The organism is Streptomyces sp. AN091965 (genome assembly GCF_022698285.1).
In the GTDB taxonomy this organism is placed as follows: Bacteria; Actinomycetota; Actinomycetes; order Streptomycetales; family Streptomycetaceae; genus Streptomyces.
The window spans coordinates 6,544,468-6,561,887 of the sequence record NZ_JALDMY010000001.1 but is presented as its reverse complement, the minus strand read 5'-3'; the positions used below and the strand labels follow the sequence as shown (position 1 = coordinate 6,561,887).

General features: G+C 72.3%; 19 protein-coding genes. 7 read left to right on the top strand and 12 right to left on the bottom strand.

Annotated features, from left to right (window positions below):
• Window positions 1-37 precede the first annotated feature (37 nt).
• The 3 genes from MQV74_RS28080 to MQV74_RS28070 all read right to left on the bottom strand — a co-directional run bounded on the left by MQV74_RS28080 (window position 38) and on the right by MQV74_RS28070 (window position 2,289).
• Window positions 38-370 (bottom strand): DUF3817 domain-containing protein, encoded by a 333-nt coding sequence (locus MQV74_RS28080; RefSeq protein ID WP_171075864.1) that lies wholly within the window; start codon window positions 368-370, stop codon window positions 38-40.
• A gap of 66 nt (window positions 371-436) precedes the next feature.
• A complete protein-coding gene (locus MQV74_RS28075) occupies window positions 437-946 on the bottom strand; it encodes a MarR family winged helix-turn-helix transcriptional regulator (RefSeq protein ID WP_138961873.1) in 510 nt (169 codons plus the stop codon).
• A gap of 44 nt (window positions 947-990) precedes the next feature.
• On the bottom strand, window positions 991-2,289 hold the full coding sequence (locus MQV74_RS28070; RefSeq protein ID WP_242723355.1) for an MFS transporter: 1,299 nt from the start codon (window positions 2,287-2,289) through the stop codon (window positions 991-993).
• 80 nt (window positions 2,290-2,369) lie between these two features.
• On the opposite strand from MQV74_RS28070, the gene MQV74_RS28065 reads away from it, so the two are divergent.
• From MQV74_RS28065 to MQV74_RS28055, 3 genes are all read left to right on the top strand, one after another.
• Window positions 2,370-3,350, top strand: coding sequence for an ArsR/SmtB family transcription factor (locus MQV74_RS28065; protein WP_242723352.1), 981 nt, complete (start codon window positions 2,370-2,372; stop codon window positions 3,348-3,350).
• Window positions 3,351-3,483: 133 nt separating this feature from the next.
• Window positions 3,484-4,518 carry a glycoside hydrolase family 6 protein gene (locus MQV74_RS28060; protein WP_242723328.1) on the top strand — a complete coding sequence of 345 codons (1,035 nt, stop codon included), beginning with the start codon at window positions 3,484-3,486 and terminating at the stop codon, window positions 4,516-4,518.
• 55 nt (window positions 4,519-4,573) lie between these two features.
• The gene (locus MQV74_RS28055) at window positions 4,574-5,326 is read left to right on the top strand and encodes a 2-phosphosulfolactate phosphatase (RefSeq protein WP_242723316.1); all 753 of its coding nucleotides are present in this window, start codon (window positions 4,574-4,576) and stop codon (window positions 5,324-5,326) included.
• An 18-nt stretch (window positions 5,327-5,344) separates the two neighbouring features.
• Here MQV74_RS28055 and MQV74_RS28050 read toward each other — a convergent pair whose 3' ends face one another.
• The 7 genes from MQV74_RS28050 to MQV74_RS28020 form a co-directional block, all read right to left on the bottom strand.
• Entirely contained in the window at window positions 5,345-7,324 is a 1,980-nt protein-coding gene (locus tag MQV74_RS28050) for a kelch motif-containing protein (protein WP_242723304.1), read from the bottom strand.
• Between the two features lie 4 nt (window positions 7,325-7,328).
• Window positions 7,329-9,104: a glycosyltransferase family 2 protein gene (locus MQV74_RS28045; protein ID WP_242723277.1), complete on the bottom strand. Its 1,776-nt coding sequence runs from the start codon at window positions 9,102-9,104 to the stop codon at window positions 7,329-7,331.
• A 280-nt stretch (window positions 9,105-9,384) separates the two neighbouring features.
• Complete coding sequence (locus MQV74_RS28040; RefSeq protein WP_242723274.1) at window positions 9,385-10,014, bottom strand: TetR/AcrR family transcriptional regulator; 630 nt, start codon at window positions 10,012-10,014, stop codon at window positions 9,385-9,387.
• Window positions 10,011-10,691: a DUF4166 domain-containing protein gene (locus tag MQV74_RS28035; protein ID WP_242723258.1), complete on the bottom strand. Its 681-nt coding sequence runs from the start codon at window positions 10,689-10,691 to the stop codon at window positions 10,011-10,013. The genes MQV74_RS28040 and MQV74_RS28035 overlap by 4 nt, the downstream gene beginning before the upstream one ends.
• Entirely contained in the window at window positions 10,688-11,410 is a 723-nt protein-coding gene (locus MQV74_RS28030; RefSeq protein ID WP_242723255.1) for a hypothetical protein, read from the bottom strand. Before MQV74_RS28030 ends, MQV74_RS28035 begins: the two co-directional genes overlap by 4 nt.
• A gap of 183 nt (window positions 11,411-11,593) precedes the next feature.
• Window positions 11,594-11,890: an MTH1187 family thiamine-binding protein gene (locus MQV74_RS28025; RefSeq protein ID WP_138961865.1), complete on the bottom strand. Its 297-nt coding sequence runs from the start codon at window positions 11,888-11,890 to the stop codon at window positions 11,594-11,596.
• On the bottom strand, window positions 11,887-12,231 hold the full coding sequence (locus MQV74_RS28020) for a DUF3817 domain-containing protein (RefSeq protein WP_242723243.1): 345 nt from the start codon (window positions 12,229-12,231) through the stop codon (window positions 11,887-11,889). Before MQV74_RS28020 ends, MQV74_RS28025 begins: the two co-directional genes overlap by 4 nt.
• Window positions 12,232-12,376: 145 nt before the next feature.
• On the opposite strand from MQV74_RS28020, the gene MQV74_RS28015 reads away from it, so the two are divergent.
• The 4 genes from MQV74_RS28015 to MQV74_RS28000 all read left to right on the top strand — a co-directional run bounded on the left by MQV74_RS28015 (window position 12,377) and on the right by MQV74_RS28000 (window position 15,086).
• Window positions 12,377-13,015, top strand: a complete 639-nt coding sequence (locus MQV74_RS28015; protein ID WP_242723229.1) for an AIM24 family protein — start codon at window positions 12,377-12,379, stop codon at window positions 13,013-13,015.
• Window position 13,016: 1 nt separating this feature from the next.
• Window positions 13,017-13,667, top strand: coding sequence for an AIM24 family protein (locus MQV74_RS28010; RefSeq protein ID WP_242723226.1), 651 nt, complete (start codon window positions 13,017-13,019; stop codon window positions 13,665-13,667).
• Window positions 13,664-14,491: an AIM24 family protein gene (locus MQV74_RS28005; protein WP_242723223.1), complete on the top strand. Its 828-nt coding sequence runs from the start codon at window positions 13,664-13,666 to the stop codon at window positions 14,489-14,491. Before MQV74_RS28010 ends, MQV74_RS28005 begins: the two co-directional genes overlap by 4 nt.
• Window positions 14,492-14,609: 118 nt before the next feature.
• Entirely contained in the window at window positions 14,610-15,086 is a 477-nt protein-coding gene (locus tag MQV74_RS28000) for a MarR family winged helix-turn-helix transcriptional regulator (RefSeq protein WP_138961861.1), read from the top strand.
• Between the two features lie 50 nt (window positions 15,087-15,136).
• On the opposite strand, the gene MQV74_RS27995 is transcribed toward MQV74_RS28000, so the two are convergent.
• Both MQV74_RS27995 and MQV74_RS27990 read right to left on the bottom strand, forming a co-directional pair.
• The gene (locus MQV74_RS27995; protein ID WP_242723220.1) at window positions 15,137-16,741 is read right to left on the bottom strand and encodes a sensor histidine kinase; all 1,605 of its coding nucleotides are present in this window, start codon (window positions 16,739-16,741) and stop codon (window positions 15,137-15,139) included.
• Window positions 16,738-17,412, bottom strand: a complete 675-nt coding sequence (locus MQV74_RS27990; protein ID WP_242723218.1) for a response regulator transcription factor — start codon at window positions 17,410-17,412, stop codon at window positions 16,738-16,740. Before MQV74_RS27990 ends, MQV74_RS27995 begins: the two co-directional genes overlap by 4 nt.
• Window positions 17,413-17,420 lie beyond the last annotated feature (8 nt).

The window sequence follows — 17,420 nt, the reverse complement described above, 5'->3', positions numbered from 1 at the left end:
ATGGCTGACCGCCACGGGACGCCCCGTGGCGGTGCGGTTACGCCTTGGCGATGACGGGCGACGCGTCGGTGAGCAGCGGCTCCACCTCGCGCACGACCTTGCGCTCGACGAAGAACGCCGCCGTCGGGATGGTGCCGGACACCAGGATCCACAGCAGCTTGCCGAACGGCCACTTCGCCTTGGAGCCCAGGTCGAAGGCGAAGATCAGATAGATGATGTAGAGGACGCCGTGGACCTGCGAGACGACGAGCGTCAGGTCCTCGCCCTTCTCGAAGCCGTACTTCGCCACCATGCAGGCGCAGAGGATGAGGAGCATGACGGCGGTGACGTAGGCCATCACCCGGTAGCGGGTCAGCACGCTTCGTTTCATGGCTATGAGCGTAACCGTCCGGTTTACGCGATCTTCGGGCGCCCTACGGGGCGCCGGGCCCGCCGCTCACTCGTCCGCGAAGTCCTGCGCGGCCACCCGCAGCGGCCGCAGCATCGCGAAGATCTCGCCGCACTCCTCGGCGTCGTACACGCCGAGGCCGAAGTCCATGGCCATCAGCTCGCGGGTGGCCTCGTCGACGACCTCGCGGCCCTTGTCGGTGATGGAGGCGAGGGTGCCGCGGCCGTCCTTGGGGTTCGGGCGCTTGTCGACCAGGCCGGAGCGGACCAGGCGGTCGACGGTGTTGGTGACCGAGGTGGGGTGCACCATGAGGCGCTCGCCGATCTTGGACATCGGCAGCTCGCCCGCCTTGGAGAAGGAGAGCAGCACCAGGGCCTCGTAGCGCGCGAAGGTCAGTCCGTACGGCTTGACGACCGCGTCGACCTCGGCCAGCAGGATCTGCTGGGCGCGCATGATGGAGGTGATCGCGCCCATGGCGGGCACGGACCCCCAGCGCTGCTTCCAGAGTTCGTCGGCGCGGGCGATCGGATCGAAGGGGAGACTGAGCGGCTTCGGCACAGCGTCGACCTTAGCCGCCGGGCCCAGGGCGGTCAGCCCCAGTCTCACGATTCGGCAGCGCGTTCGCTTTTCGGGGCGCGTGCGCCGGTCAGAGGGCGCGCGGGAGCCGCTGGCGTACGCGGCGCGGTGACGCGGACCTCCCGCGCCAGGGCCGCGCAGCAGACCGTGCCGAGCGCGGCGAAGGCCGCGACCACCGTGCTCACCGCGAAGAACTCGGCGGCCAGGCCCGCCAGCGCCATGCCGACGCCCTGGAGCGTCATCAGACCGGCCGTGTGCACGGTCATGGCGCGGCCGCGCAGCCCGGGCGGCACCGCGTCCACGAACCAGCGGTCGAGCCCGAGCGTGTACGCCGCCCCCGCCCCGGCGAGCACGAGCACCGGCACGGCCAGGCCGAGGCCGGGCGCGGCCCCGTAGGCGAGCAGCGGCAGCAGCGTGGTGGCCGCGAGCGGCAGCGTGATCCGGGCCCGGGCGCGGGCGGAGAGCGCGGCCCCCGCGTACAGCTCGCCCGCGATGGTGCCGACGGGCATCGCGCACATCAGCAGGCCCACCCCGGCGGAGCCGGTGCCGATCTGCTCGGCGTAGGGGGCGGCGAGCGCCTCCGGGGCGACGGCGAACATCGGCGGCGCCCACAGCAGCAGCACCAGTGCGCGAAGGCGCCGGTCGCCGAGGACGTGGCGGGCCCCGGCCAGGGAGTACGTCACTAGGGCGGTGCCGCCGTGCGCGGGCCCCGAGCGCGCGGGGCGCCGCCGCGTCCCGCAGCGCAGCAGGAGCGCGGAGGCGAGGAACGTGCCGACGGTGATCGCCAGGGCTCCGCGCGACGGGACGAAGGCGAGCAGGACGCCGCCGAGCCCGAAGCCGACGAGCACGGCGCTCTGCGACACCATCCGCAGCAGCGAGCGCCCGAGCACGAACACCTCGCCGTCGCCGAGGATGTCGGTGAGCGTCGCCATCCGCGTGCCGTTGAAGACGGGCGCGACGGCGGCGATCGCGCAGCGCAGGGCGAGCAGGCCCGCCACCGGTGTCGCGGGCAGCGCCATCAGCACGGCGCACCCCGCGCACAGCAGGTCGCAGCCGACCAGGACGCGCCGGGGCGGATACCGGTCGGCGACCCCGGCCAGCAGCGCGCCGCCGACCAGGTAGGGCAGCATGCCGAGCGCGAAGGCGAGCGCGCTGAGCAGGGGCGATCCGGTGAGGTCGTAGACGAGGACGGTCAGCGCGATCTCACTGACGACCACGCCGAGCAGGGACAGGGCGTGGGCGGCGAAGACGGCCCGGAACTCGCGGACGGCGAAGACGCGCCGGTAGCCGCCCGCGTCGGCGGGCGCAGGGGCTTGCTGGGACATGCGCTCACCCTGGCCGGGCCCGAGAGCGCGCCCTAGAGTTTCGGCTCCGGCCGAATCCGGGGGCCGGGCGAGGAGGCCGGATGCCCTTCCAGCTGCACTTCGGCGAGGCCGACCCGCTGCGCTGCCGCTTCGCCGTGTCGCCGCTGTGGGAGACCCAGGAGGCGGTGCGCACCCTCAAGCGGCCCGAGCGGCACGGCTACCACTCACGCTGGCTGCGGCAGTCGCGCGCGGCGGCCGAGCGGCTCGACCTGGCGGCCGTCTGGCTCCTGATGCCCCCGCGCGGGCACAGCCCGGACTTCCTCGGACCGCCGCCGCTCGGCCCCGCGGCCGCGTTCGACGAGGAGATCGCGGCGGTGCGGGCGGCCGACCCCGAGGCCGCGCGCGCCGACATGGCCCGGGCGCTCGCGGACACGCCGGGCGCCGCCGGGAGCCCGCTCGGCCGCCGTCTGCTCGCCGAACCCGCGCGTGCCGTACGGGAGTTGGCGGACGCCCTGGAGGCGGCCTGGCACGCCCTGGTCGAGCCGCACTGGCCGCGTCTGCGCGCGCTCCTGGAGGCCGACGTGACGTACCACTCGCGGCGGCTCGCCGAGGTCGGCCTCGAAGCGCTCCTGCCCGAGCTCGACCGGCGGCTCGCCTGGGACGCGGGGACGCTGACGGCCCAGTGGCGCGGCCGCCACGCACGGCACCTGGACGGGCGGGGCCTGGTGCTCATGCCGAGCGTGTTCAGCTGGCCGGACGTGATCAGCGGCTACGACCCCCCGTGGCAGCCGACCCTGGTCTACCCGGCCCGCGGGATCGCGGGCCTGTGGACGGCCCCCGCGGAGCGCACCCCCGAGCCCCTGGCCCGGCTCCTGGGCCGCAACCGCGCCGCCGTCCTCACCGCGCTCGCCGAGCCCGCCACCACCTCCGCGCTCGCCCACCGGCTCGGCCTCGCCCCGTCGTCGGTGTCCGCGCACCTGTCCGCGCTGCGCGGGGCGGGCCTGCTCCTGTCGCGCCGGTACGGCCATCAGGTCCTGTACGAGCGCACGCCGCTCGGCATCGCGCTCGCCCTGGGCGGCTGACGCGCCGCGTGTCCCACGGGCGGCTGACGCCCGGCGCCGTCGGCGGTGTCGCACCCCCGACCGATTAATCCCCTATGCCACGATTGCCGCGCACCCACCCGTACGTCACGTCACCGTCGCCCTAGGGGGCTGGATGCACCGGCTGCTCCGTACGTTCACGGCACTCACGGCCGTCGCCGCCTTCGGGCTCGCGGCGGGGTGCTCGTCCGGGCCGGGCTCCGGCGACTCCGGCGGCTCCGGCGGCTCCGGCAAGAAGGAGGCCGCGCCCCCCACGGGCGCGAAGGCCGCGTCGCACTCCTTCTGGGTGGACCCGCAGAGCGCGGCCGCCCGGCAGGTGCGCGCGTGGGCGGAGGAGGGCCGCACCCGGGACGCCGAGGCGCTCAAGCGGATCGCCGAGCAGCCGATGGCGGTGTGGCCCGCGGGCGACGACCCGGCCCCGGACATCCGCGAGGCCACCGCGGGCGCCGCCCGGGAGGGGCGCACGGCCGTGCTCGTGGCGTACAACATCCCGCACCGCGACTGCGGGCAGCACTCCGCGGGCGGCGCGCCCGACGCCGGGTACTACCGGCAGTGGCTCGGCTCCTTCGCCGCCGCCATCGGGGACAGCCCGGCCCTGGTGATCCTGGAGCCGGACGCGATCCCGCACATCGTGGACGGCTGCACGCCGGGCCAGTACCACGAGGAGCGCTACCAGCTGCTCTCCGAGGCGATCCAGCGGCTCAAGCGGCAGCCGCGCGTCAAGGTCTACCTGGACGCGGGCAACCCCGGCTGGATCGCCGACGCCCGCAAGCTGACGCAGCCGCTGCGGCAGGCCGGCGTCGACGCGGCCGACGGCGTCTCGCTCAACGTCTCCAACTTCCAGAGCGACGAGACCACCAAGGCCTACGGCCGCACGCTGTCCGGGGCGATCGGCGGCAAGCACTTCGTCATGGACACCAGCCGCAACGGCCGGGGCCCGCTCGCGGGCGACCGCCAGGACGCCTGGTGCAACCCGCCGGGCCGCGGCCTCGGCACCCCGCCCACCGACAGGACCGGCGACCCGCTGCTCGACGCCTATCTGTGGATCAAGCGGCCCGGCGACTCCGACGGCCCGTGCCGGGGCGGCCCCGCGGCCGGGCAGTGGTGGCCCGACTACGCGCTCGGACTCGTCCGCAACGCGAAGGCGTAGCCCTCCCGCTGATCACTCTGGCCAAAGCGCCCCGGGGCTGGCAGCCTCGGGGCACATGCGCGAGGACTTGTCGCAAGCGGGCTACGGCATTCGGTTCGAGTGGGGCCCGGCCGGGGCGAAGCAGCTGGCACCGGCCGTGTCCTACCTGGTGGTCGTCGACGTGCTGTCCTTCACCACGTCGGTGTCGGTCGCGGTGGAGGCCGGGGCGCGGGTCTTCCCCTACGCGTGGCGGGACGAGAGCGCCACGGCGTTCGCCCGGCAGCTGGACGCAAGGCTGGCGGTCGGGCGGCGCGCGGTCACCGCGGCAACGCCGTGGTCGCTGTCCCCCGCGGCCCTGCGGCGCGCCCCGTTCACCGAGCGCCTGGTGCTTCCGTCCCCGGGCGGTTCGGCGATCGCCGCCGCCGCGGGCGGCGCGGACGTGGCCGCCGGTTCGCTGCGCAACGGCTCCGCCGTGGGGCGCTGGCTCGCCGGGCAGGGCCTCGGCACCGCCGAGCGGCCCGTCGGGGTGATCGCGGCGGGCGAGCGGTGGCCCGACGGCACCCTGCGGCCCGCCGTCGAGGACCTGCTCGGCGCGGGCGCCGTGATCGCGGCCCTGCGCGAGCACGGCGGCACCGGCCTCTCGCCGGAGGCCGCCGCGGCCGTGGCCGCGTTCGCCTCGGCCGTGGACGTCGGGGCGGCCGTCGCGGCCAGCTCCTCGGGCCGGGAGCTGGCCGACGACGGCTTCGCCGACGACGTGGCCGTCGCCACGGAGCTCAACGCGAGCACCCAGGTCCCCGTCCTGCGGCACGGGGCCTTCGTCCCCGCGTGAACCGCCCCGGGACGGGCGTTACTTGACGTGCACCCACTTGGCCTCGGACGAGGCCCCGTCCGCGTCCGTCACGAACAGCATGTACCAGCCGGGCGGCACGAGCGCCGCGTCACCGCGCGGCACCTCCACCGTCACCGAGCCCTTGCCCTTCGTCAGGCCGAGCGCGATGGAGCGCTGCTCGACGTCCGTGGTGTGCGTGACCGCGCTCGGACGCATGAGCCGGGCCGAGGCGAGCTTCTCGGGGTGCGGCGTGCGGAAGGTGGCCCGGCCGTCCGCGGGCAAGGTCTCGGGGCCCTCGCCGAGGACGGGGCGGTCCTTGCCCGCCTTGTGCAGCGTGGGCGGGGTGAAGATCTCCATGCGCTGCTCGAAGTGGCCCAGCTTGGTGTTCTGTTCGTTGTCGAAGAGCGGGTCGGAGCCGAAGGTGGCCACGCGCCCGTCGGGGAGCAGCAGCGCCTCGGAGTGGTAGTTGCGGCCCACCGTGGGCTCGGCCGCGGTGCGGAAGGCGCCGCGCCCGGCGTCGGCCTTGGGGTCGTAGAACTGCGCCTTGAGGATGTTGCTGCCGCTGCGGCCGCGGTAGTCGGACGAGCCGTTGGTGGTGAACACGGAGTCGTCCGGCATGATCACGCTGTTCAGATAGCGGGTGCCCTGCGGCAGCCGCGGCCCGGTCCTGAAGGAGGGGCTGTCCTCCTTCAGGTCGATCACGGCCGTGCGGCGCGTGGCCTTGTCCGACTCGCCGACGCCGCCCCCGCCGAGGATCATCACCTTCTGGTCCTGGGCGGGCGGAAGCAGCACGGACGCGGACGTCTCGGTCTGGTCGAGGTCGGTGAGCCCCGGCACCTTGGTGAAGGTGTTGGTCTCCAGGTCCCACAGGCCCGGCTTGCGCCCCTTGGTCGCGGGCCCGTACCCGGCGTTGGACGCGGGGTAGAAGAGCTTGCCGCCCTTGGTGAGGAACAGCGCCGGATAGCTCGGGAAGTAACGCTTGGGCCCGTCGGTCCACTTCTTGGTCTTCGGGTCGTAGATCTCGTTGTCACCGGGGTCGATGACGCCCACGTCGTCGAGCCCGGACACCGCGAGGACCCGGCCGTCGTCGAGGCCCACGAGCGTCGGGTACCAGCGCGCCTTGTCCATCGGCTCCACGGCCACGTACCGCTCGGCCACCGGGTCGAACTCGTACGCCGCCTTGATGCCCTGGAAGTCCTGCTTGTCCATGGTGAGCTTCTCGGCGATGCCGTACGTGTTGTCGGCCTCCTTGCCGGTGAGGCCCTCGATCTCGTACTGCGCGGCCTTCTCGGTGACCGCCTCCTTGCCGTCCTGCGCGGCCTCCACGAAGACCCGGGCCTCGCTCGCGGTGACCTTCGTCTTCCAGGGCTGCATCACCCCGGACTTGGAGTACGTGATCTGGAAGTCGCGCTTGGCCTTGGGGACTTCGACGTCGAACTTGCTGACGTACTCGACCCCCGACGGCGAGCGGAACCTGGTGCCCTTCTTCAGGACGACCGCCTTGTCCGGGTTCTCGTTCTTCACGCGCATGCCGCCGCCCGCGCGCTCCACCTCGCCGTCGAGCAGTTCGTACCGGGCGGTGCCTCCGGCGACGAGCAGCCGTCCGTCGGGCAGCTGGGCGTGCCCGGCGCAGAAGAAGTCCACCGGGGTCGGCACCTTCTTGAAGGTGTTCTTCTTCGGGTCCCACAGGATTGTGTCGAAGGACCCGGCGTCGAATTTCTTCTGCTCGTTTCCGGAGCCCGCGACGATCAGCACCTTGCCGGTGTGCAGGAGCGCCGCGTGAATGGCGTTCGTACGGAACTCCTCGGGAATGCCGATCTGCTGCCACGACCCGTACTTCTTCTTGTAGCCGGGCCGGGAGATCTTGTACGCGTGGTACTTCTCCTCGGCGAAGGAGACCGCGGCGGGGGCGTTGAGGCCGATGAGCAGCGCGCCCGCGCCGGCGCCGAACGCGATCTTCTTGGAACGCTGGGAGAGCTTCGTGAGGCGCAGGGCCATGGCGTCAGTTACCTCCAGTGGTCGTGCCGGTGGCGAAGGCGGGCTCCGGCTCGCCGTCGGTGCCGCGCTCCGCGAGCCGCTGCCGCGCCGCCTTGCGGGCCCGGCGCTCCCTGACCGCGGTGACGCCCCACACCGTCACCGGCGCGAGCGAGATGGCCATGGCGAGCACGGCCCAGGTGCGCATCGCCACATGGGTGTGGCCGAGGACGAACGAGGCGACGAGCGAACTGGCGAGCACCGCGGCCCAGAACAGATGGATGCGGAAGGTCAGCAGCCGGTCGGACGTGGCGCCGCAGCCCTTGGGCGTGACGACGAAGCGGCTCGGGCGGCGCAGCAGCGCGGCGCCGAGCGACTTGGCGTAGATGGGTGCGGAGAGCGCGGACATGGCCATGCCCGCGAGGCCGCCCGAGCCCGCGGGTTCGTGCGGCGAGACGTTGTGCCGCCGGTTCCAGAGGTAGAGGCCGATCTGGAGGGCCGCGGCGTCGCTGTAGAGCATGAGCCACACGGACGCGGCGACCTGCGTGCCCGAGGCCCCGAACCACAGGAACAGGACGCAACTGAGGATGCCCAGGAGCCAGTTGACGGCCGTCATCGGGTAGTAGACGAGCATCAGGGTGTACGAGAACAGCCGCCCGGGCGGCATCGTGAACGGCGCCTTCCAGTACTGCTTGAACAGCGTCTCGTAGGTGCCGCGCGACCAGCGCATCTGCTGGGTGAAGAAGTCCGTCCAGGACGCCGGGCCCTCGCCGACGGCGAGCACGTCCGGGGTGTACACGGACCGCCAGTGCCGCCGGGTCTCGGGGTTGCGGTGCCGGTGCAGCTCGAAGCCGGTGGCCATGTCCTCGGTGATGGAGTCGTAGAGGCCGCCGACCTGCCGCAGGGCGGCGATCCGCACCACGTTGTTGGTGCCGACGAACATGGGCGCCCGGTAGCGGTTCCCGGCCCGCTGGATCAGCGCGTGGAACAGGAACTGCTGCGACTCGGCGGCCTTGGTGACGGGCGAGACGTAGTTGCCGTACACCTGCGGGCCGACGACGAACGCGACGTCCGGGTCCCGGAAGAAGCCCATCATCCGCTCCAGGAAGTTCGGCAGCGGGACGTGGTCGGTGTCGACGGAGGCGAAGAAGTCGTAGGCGTCGCCGTGCATCGCGAGCCAGGCGTTGTAGTTCCCGTGCTTGGTGCGGGTCTTGTGCGGGCCCTTCTTGCGGTTCCACTCCGGGACGCCGCTGCGGGTGAAGTGCCGCACGCCGAGCTCCGCGCACAGGGCCTTCGCCTCGTCGTCGTCGCCCTCGTCGAGCAGCCACACGTCGAGCGGTCCCGTGTGGTGTATCCGCACGGCGCCCTCCAGCGTGGCGCGGACCATGGGCAGCGGCTCCTTGCCCGGCACGTACGTCGTCAGGAACGCGACGCGGGTGCCCGGCTCGGGCACGACCGGCACGGGGTCGCGGGCCACCATCGTCGCGTGTGCGATCGACACGACGTTGACCAGCATGAACAGCTCGATGAGCCCGATCGCGACGAGCATCGTCACATCGAGGCCGACCAGCCAGCGGTCGCCGCCCTCGCGCTCGGTCCAGTGCGTGGGCCAGACGAGGTACACCAGCAGCACGCCGGTGAGCAGCGGGGCGAGCGTCATCAGCAGGACGGCGCGTATTCGGCGGGGCTCGCCGGCGAGGAGCGACCTGTACTGGACCCGGTAGCCGTGGCGGCCCTCCTCGGGCTGCGTGAGCGGTCCGGCCAGCCGGCTGTGGGTGTCGTAGTCGTAGCCCTCCGGCCGCACAGCGCCCTCCTCTGGTCATCAAATGAGCCGATAACCAAACAAAAAGGGACTTTCGGCGGCGTGTCGAACCGGGCGCGGCTGCCCGGGTGGTGTTTCCTGCCCTCCGGCCCTTTCCCACTGTGGGCACGGAGCCCCACCCGCTGTGGGCGCCGAGCCCCACCCGCTGTGGGCAATCGTCCCGCAGGGCGAGTGGGGCATCCCCTGCTCGAGCGAAGCCGAGAGCTTGGGGAAGGGTGGGCACAGCACACAGGCGCCGAGCAACCGTCAACGAGGCCCCACGTCAGCGCGCAGCCCGCCGCAGGCGATGCCGCACGGCCCGCTGGGCCACAGGCCCCAGGTCATCGAGGGCCGCGACCAAGGCACCAAGGTCCTCCAGGGCGTCAAGCGCCCGCCCCGCCCCCTCCGCGTCCACCCCTTCGTACAGCTCGATCCCCACGAACGACGCCGCCACCGCCCGCGCGAGCCCCACCGCGTCCACGAACCCGCCGAGCGGCGAGGCCCCGAGCACCCGCACGAGGACCTTCTCGACCTCCGCGACCCAGAGCGAGAGCCCCGCCGCCGTCGCCGCCGCGAGCCGCGGCTGGGTCTGCGCCCCGGCGAGCAGCTGCCCGAGCACGGCCACGGACCCCGCGGCCCGCTCCTCCTCGTGCATCCGCCGCCCGAACTCCAGGAGCTCCCCGAGCGTGGAGATCGCGGCGAGAGCGTCCCGGTAGCGGGCGACCCGCTGCTCCGTGCCGTACCGGCAGGCTTCCGAGAGCAGCTCGTCGACGGACCCGAAGTGGTAGAAGACGAGCGCCTGGTTCACCCCGGCGGCAGCCGCCACGCTGCGCGCGGACGTCTTGGCGATGCCCTGCTCGGTGAGCGTGCGCAGCGCCCCTTCGAGCAGCTTCTCGCGGGTCTCCGCGCTCACGCGCGCACCTCCTCGCGCACGGGCCGCAGGCCGGGCCGCACACCGCACTCCCGCACGTCCCGGTACGCGGCCCGGAACCGGCCCTCGTACCCGAACAGCGGCCCCACGTACCGGTTGGCGACCCGGACCCGGATGCGGAAGCACCCGGCGGCGTCGTCGTACGACTCGCGCACCTCGGCGTCGCCGCCGACGAGGTCCGGCACGCGGACGTCCACCGGCCCCTCCCGGAACCGGTGCTCTCCGGAGCGGATGACGAGCGAGCCGTCCGGCTCGGCCGTGAGGTGCAGGTCGCTGGCGAGGTGCTGGTGCGTGCCGAGGTAGTCGAGCACGCGGTCGCCCTCGGGGGCGAGGACCATCTGGGCGTCGAAGCGCCGGGCCCGCCCGGGGAAGTGGAAGGTGCGCACGAAGCTCACCGTCTCACGGCCGAAGGTGTCGGCGTACGGCACGTTCTCGATGGTGAACGGGACGTTCCTGCCGGTGCGCGGGACGAGGATGTGCCGGGTCGCGCCGACCGCGAGGAACGGCTTCACGAAGCCGCGGCCGTGCCAGATCCGGTCCATCACGCCGTAGCCGACGCAGGCCTCGCCGCTGTCGAGCCCGACGGAGAACCGCCGCTGGAGCTGGGGGTGCAGCCGCTCGAAGCCGGCGCCGAGGACGGTACGGAAGATCGAGGTCATGCGGGCTTCTCCTGCGGGTCGAGGGGCGCGGCGGCGGACAGGCGGCCGAGGACGCGGGGCGCCCGGGTGCGCCGCGGGGGCCTGCGCAGACAGCGCCGCGCGGCGGGCGTGCCGGGCAGCGGCGGCACCAGGAGCGCCACCAGGGCGGCGCCGAGCGCGGCCACCGGCCCGCCGTACAGCCCCGCCACGGCCACGGCCAGGCCGCGCGCCCCGGTGTCGGCGGCCGCGTGCGCGAGGGCGCGCTCCGGGGTGATGCCGCGCTCCAGCCAGAGCCGGAGCCGGTCGAACGACCACGCCGTGGCCCAGCCCATGAGCGGGCGGAAGAGCAGCCGGTCGGCGAGCGCGCCGGGGCGGCCCCAGCGCGGCCGGTAGTCGTAGCCCGTGAGGAAGCGGACGCCGTCGGCGGTGGGCACGTAGCGCCAGTAGCCGCTGCCCTCGGCGAGCAGTGAGAGCGGATGCGGCGAGGCGAACCGGAGTGCCGAGGTCCGGGTGCCGTCGGGCCTGCGCTTCTCGCCCGCGCTGACGCCGGTCCCGGCGACGGTGAGGAAGGGCAGCACGCGCGTGGCGTACCGGAAGTGCTGTGGTTCGCCCTCCCTGGCGGGCAGGTAGTCGATCTCCGTGAACCGGAGGTCCCACCGCTGGTGCGCGGCGGGCTCCTGGGTGTGCGCCCACAGGTCGTCGATGTCGGCGCGGATCAACGCTTCGATGTACAGGCTCACTGGAAACCCCCACGTCAGCACGGTTTGAGCGACCGCTTTGAGCAGTCGCTCAACTACGGCTGTCGCAACGTAGCAGGCATTTGAGCGGTCGCTCAACTCCTCCGGGATGGCGGGTGAGACAGCGAAAGGCCCCCGCCGGTGCTCGGCGGGGGCCTTTCGGAAGCGTGGCGTGAGCCCTGGCGGTCAGCCCTGGGAGAGGTGCCGCTCCACGGTCTCGACCTTGGAGGTCAGGCCGTCGGTCACACCGGGGCGGACGTCGGCCTTGAGGACGAGGGAGACGCGGGGGGCGCGGGCCTCGACCGCGGCGACGGCGCGCTTGACCACGTCCATCACCTCGTCCCACTCCCCCTCGACGGAGGTGAACATCGCGTCGGTGCGGTTCGGCAGACCCGACTCGCGCACCACGCGGACGGCGTCGGCGACGTACTCCCCCACGTCCTCGCCGACGCCGAGCGGCGTCACGGAGAAGGCGACGATCACGCGTTCACGACCCCCTCGCGGCGGGCGCGCGAGGCGATGACCGCGGCCTCGGCCTCACGCTTGAGCTTGCGGTCGGCGAAGAAGCCTCCCGTCGGCAGGACGGAGAGGACGAAGTACAGGGCGGCCGTCTTCAGGCTCCACTTGGTGCGGTTCCAGGCGTCGGCCCAGAACAGCACGTAGAGCAGGAAGAGCACGCCGTGGATCATGCCCATCGCCGGCACGGCATTGAAGTCCGTGGTCCGCTTGAGCACCGAGCAGACGATCAGGAGGAGGAAGGACACGGCCTCCGGAATGGAGATCAGACGGAGGCGGCGGAGTGCGGAAGCGGTGTTGATGTCCACGAGTCACCTTCGGGGGCGGGGGTCGACGTCGATCTTGTGAACGGATGCACAAGCGCCCCCCATTGTGGCATCAGGGATCTACCCGGGTGCGTTCAGGGTCGGAAGCCCTGTCGCCGCCCACCGCGCTGCGGATACCTTCGCTGTCGTGGCTACGTTCCGAGTGCAGGGCAGCAGAGTGCTCGCCGTCGACATGACAGGCGACTCGGTCAAGGCGAAGAACGGTTCGATGGTCGCCTATGACGGCACGATGAACTTCAAGAAACTGACGGGGGGCGGCGAAGGCATCCGAGGCATGGTCACCCGTCGTCTGACCAACGAGCAGATGACGGTGATGGAGGTGAAGGGCCACGGCACGTGCTGGTTCGCCGACCGCGCGGCGGAGATCAGCCTGGTCGCCCTCCAGGGCGAGAAGCTGTACGTGGAGGCCAGCAATCTGCTGTGCACGGACGCGGGCCTGCGCACCGGCACCACGTTCACGGGCCTGCGCGGCGCCAGCCAGGGGAACGGAGTCTTCACGACGACCGTGGAGGGCACCGGCCAGGCGGCGATCATCTCGGACGGCCCGGCGGTCGTCCTGCGCGTGACGAAGCAGTACCCGCTCCATGTCGACCCGGGCGCCTATGTGGCGCACCAGGGCAATCTCAAGCAGAGCTTCCAGTCCGGCGTCACCTTCCGCCATCTGTTCGGCGAGGGCGGCGGCGAGGCCTTCCAAATCCGCTTCGAGGGCGAGGGCCTGGTGTACGTCCAGCCCAGCGAGCGCGAAACGATCGCGGGAGACGTGTGACATGCCGTTCCGTGAAGTCACTCCGAAGATGGTCGAGGCGACCGTGCAGCCGGGCGTGAAGCTGTTCAGCCAGCGCGGCGCGATGCTCGCCTACAAGGGAGACGTCTCCTTCACCCCGAACCTCACCGGCGGCCAGGGCGGCCTGATGTCCATGATCGGGCGCCGCCTCGCCGACGAGGACGTCCCGCTGATGACCGTCGAGGGCAGCGGCACCGTCATGTTCGGGCACGGCGGCCACCACGTCCACGTGATCACCCTGACCGGCGACACGCTGTACGTGGAGTCGGACCGCCTGCTCGCCTTCGACGGCACCCTCCAGCAGGGCACCGTCTTCCTCGGCTCGCAGGGCGGCGTGATGGGCATGGTGCGCGGCCAGATCTCGGGCCAGGGCCTGTTCACCACGTCCCTCAAGGGCCAGGGGGCAGTCGCCGTGATGGCCCACGGCGGCGTCGTCGAGCTGCCCATCACCCCCCAGCGCCCGGTCCACGTGGACCCGCAGTCCTATGTGGCGCACCACGGTGACGTACGCAACAAGCTGTCCACGGCCCTCAGTTGGCGCGACATGGTGGGCCGCGGCTCCGGCGAGGCGTTCCAGCTGGAGCTCAGCGGCAACGGCGTGGTGTACGTCCAAGGTTCGGAGGAGAAGCTGTGAGCACGCCCGTGATCTTCGACCCGGCGACGCTACCGAGCGATGACAACGTCAACGCGTACACCTTCTGTGTGGAACTGCGCGGCAGCCAGTGGTTCCTGCAGAAGGGCAAGATGATCGCCTACTACGGGCGCATCGATTTCAACGGCATCGGCCACGGCCGCCTCGACCGCCTCCTGCGCACGTCCTTCCACTCCCCGCTGCACGCGAGCGACTGGGTGGTGGCCGAGGGCGAGGGCAAGATGCTGCTCGCCGACCGCGCCTTCGACGCGAACTCGTACGACCTCGAGGACGGCAACCTGACGATCCGCGCGGGGAACCTCCTCGCTTTTCAGCCAAGTCTCTCGCTGAAGCAGTCCATCGTCCCGGGCTTTCTGACCCTGATCGGCACGGGCAAGTTCGTGGCGGTCTCCAGCGGTCCCGTGGTGTTCATGGAGCCGCCGATCCGCGTGGATCCGCAGGCCCTCGTCGGCTGGGCGGACTGCCCGTCCCCCTGCCACCACTACGACCACGGGTACATGACGGGGGTGCTCGGCGGCCTGCGCGCACTGACCGGCATCGGCGGCACATCGGGCGAGGAGCACCAGTTCGAGTTCGTGGGCGCGGGCACGGTCCTGCTCCAGTCCTCGGAGTCCCTGATGGACGGCGTCGACACCGGCGCGCTCCCGCAGCAGGCCGGGGTGCCGGGTGCGGCGGGCACCGGCGGCGGCTCGGGCGGACACGGCTCCTCCGGCCAGGGCGGCCAACATGGCCAACGTGGACAGCAGCCGCTCGGACCGCGCCTTCCCGGACAACTAGGCAGCCTCCAGCGTCGCTTCGGCCTGTGAGCGGTAGTCTGCGGAGTGTGACGGCGAACGCCTGTGCCCCTCGGCCTACCGGGGGGTGCGAGCCGTGTCACACCCCTTCACTCGTTCATCATTCAACTTCTTAGGTAGAATCGATTCCATGGAGACCGAGACGGCCCCGCAGTGGCTGACCAACGAGGAACAGTGCGCCTGGCGCACCCACGTGGAGGTCAACAGGATGCTGACGTACCAGCTGGAGAAGGATCTCCAGCCGTTCAACCTGACCATGAACGACTACGACATCCTCGTACATCTCTCCGAGTCCGAAGACCTGCGCATGCGCATGAGCGACCTCGCGACCGCCACCCTGCAGTCCAAGAGCCGCCTGTCGCACCAGATCACACGCATGGAGAACGCGGGCCTGGTCCGGCGCGAGAACTGCGAGTCCGACCGACGCGGCCTGTTCACCGTGCTCACCGACGAGGGCATGGAGACGATGAAGCGCGTCGCACCGCACCACGTGTCGTCCGTGCGCCAGCACTTCGTCGACCTCATCTCGCCGGAGGCCCTGGGCGATCTGCACAAGGCCCTGACACCGATCGCGGAGCACCTGCGCGGTCTGCGCGGCAAGCCGTGACGCTGCCGCTGCGTTTGGGCGGATCCAAGGGGGCTCGGCTCGTGTGTCGCTCAGTGCCGGTGGTCTTCGGCTGAGCGCGCAGTTCCCCGCGCCCCTTCTGGGCGCACTTGCGGCAGGCGCAGGACGAACCGGGCGCCGCCTCCAGGGGCCTCGTCGACCGTGAGGGTGCCGCCGTGCCGCGCGGCCACGTCGCGGGCGATGGCGAGACCGAGGCCCGCACCGCCCTCGTCCCGGCTGCGCGCGTCATCCAGACGCACGAACCGCTCGAAGATCCGCTCGCGCTCCGCCGCCGGCACCCCGTTCCCGTCGTCGGCCACCTCCAGGACCGCCCAGGCCCCTTCGGTCCGGGTGGTGACCGTGATCCGCGCCGTGGCGTGCCGCTGGGCGTTGGTCACCAGATTGCCGAGGACGCGGGACAACTGCCCACGGGATCCGGCCACTTCGACGCTCTCCAGCGCCGTCGTGACCGGGACGCGGTCCGCCGGGCGCTGCGACAACTCCTCCCGGGCCAGGGCCGCGAGCTCCACCCGGCCCTGCCCCGGCTTCTCCCCGGCGTCCAGCCGGGCGAGCAGCAGCAGGTCGGCGGCCAGCTCCTGGAGCCGCACGGTGTCCTCGACGGCGCCCGCCACGTCCAGCAACTCCGGGTGAGCGGCGCCCACTTCGAGCTGGGTGCGCAGCGAGGCGATGGGGCTGCGCAGCTCGTGCGAGGCGTCGGCGACGAAGCGGCGCTGCCGCTCCACGGAGGCCTGGAGGGCGGCGAGCGTCTCGTTGGTGGTGCGGGCCAGGCGCGCGATCTCGTCGTGCGTGTCCGGCTCGGGCACCCGCCGCGCCAGGTCCTCGGACGCGGTGATGGCGGCCATCTCCCCGCGGATCGCGTCGACGGGCCGCAGGGCGCGGCGGGTGACCAGCCAGGTCACCGCCGCGATCACGGCCAGGAGCACGGGGAAGCCGATCAGCATCGCGGTCAGCGCGGTGGTGACGGCGTTCCGTTCGGTGGTCAACGGGGCACCCGCGTCGACGGTCAGCTCACCCTTCGACTCCGTGTTCACGCGGACGGCGGCGAAACGGTACTCCGTCGTCTCGCCGTCGACGGTCGCGGAGCGCTCGGTGATGCGGGTCTCGTCGTCGATCTCACCGGGCTTGAGGGAGTCGTCGTCGGAACCGTCGTCCGAGCCGTCGTCGGAGTCCTCAGCGCCGTTCGCCCTCTCGGCGGCGTCCTCGGCGGCGTCTTCCTTGTCCTCCGCGGCGTCGTCCAGGTCATCCGAGTCGTCCGGGTCGTCCGGGTCGTCGGAGTCCCCGGAGCCGGGCGCGGTGGACGGGGTCTTCGGCTCGGGGCGCACGTCCCTGACGCGCTCGCCGGACAGCCGCTCCAGCTCCTCGGTGTGCGCGACGACCCGGCCGTCCTCGTTCAGGACCCGTACGGGATTGTCGTCGTCGGACAGGTCGAGCTTGTCGTACGACAGGCCCGTGGCCAGCTCGGACGCCACCTTCCGGGCGGCGGACTCGGCCTGCGCGTCGGTCTGGTCGACGAGGCTGGACCGGAGCGCGAGCAGCACGGCGGCGCCCGCGACGACCAGGGCCAGGGCCACGACGACCGTCGCCCCCGCGGTCGCGCGGGCACGCACCGAGGCGAAGGGGCGGAAGCGGCGGCTCATCGCGGGGCCTCCAGGCGGTAGCCGGCGCCGCGGACCGTCTTGATCAGCGGTGCGCCCAGTTTGCGGCGCAGCGTGCTCACGTACACCTCGACGATGTTCGGATCGCCCTCGTACGCGAAGTCCCAGACGTGCTCCAGGATCTCCGCCTTGGACACCACCTGGCCCGCGCGCAGCACCAGCTGCTCCAGGACGGCGAACTCCTTCGCCGTCAGGGCGACCTCGGTGCTCCCGGCCTCCCCCTCGCGGACGACGCGGCGCGCGGCCGTGTCGATCCGCAGCTCGCCGATCCGGTGCACCGGCGACGGGGCCGCGGCGCGGCGGCGCAGCAGCGCCTTCACGCGGGCGACCAGGACGACGTAGCTGAAGGGCTTGGTGAGGTAGTCATCGGCGCCCGTGTCCAGGCCCTCGGCCTCGTCGTACTCGCCGTCCTTGGCGGTCAGCATCAGGATCGGTACGTCGTTGCCCGCGGCCCGCAGGGTGGAGCAGACCCGGTAGCCGTTCATGCCCGGCAGCATGATGTCCAGGATGACCAGGTCGTACGGGCCTTCCGTGGCGCGGTGCAGACCGTCGACGCCGTCGTGGACGACGTCGACGGCGTAGCCCTCGGCGGTCAGGCCCTTGGCCAGGGACAGGGCCAGACGCTTCTCGTCCTCGACGATCAACAGACGCATGCCCTCAG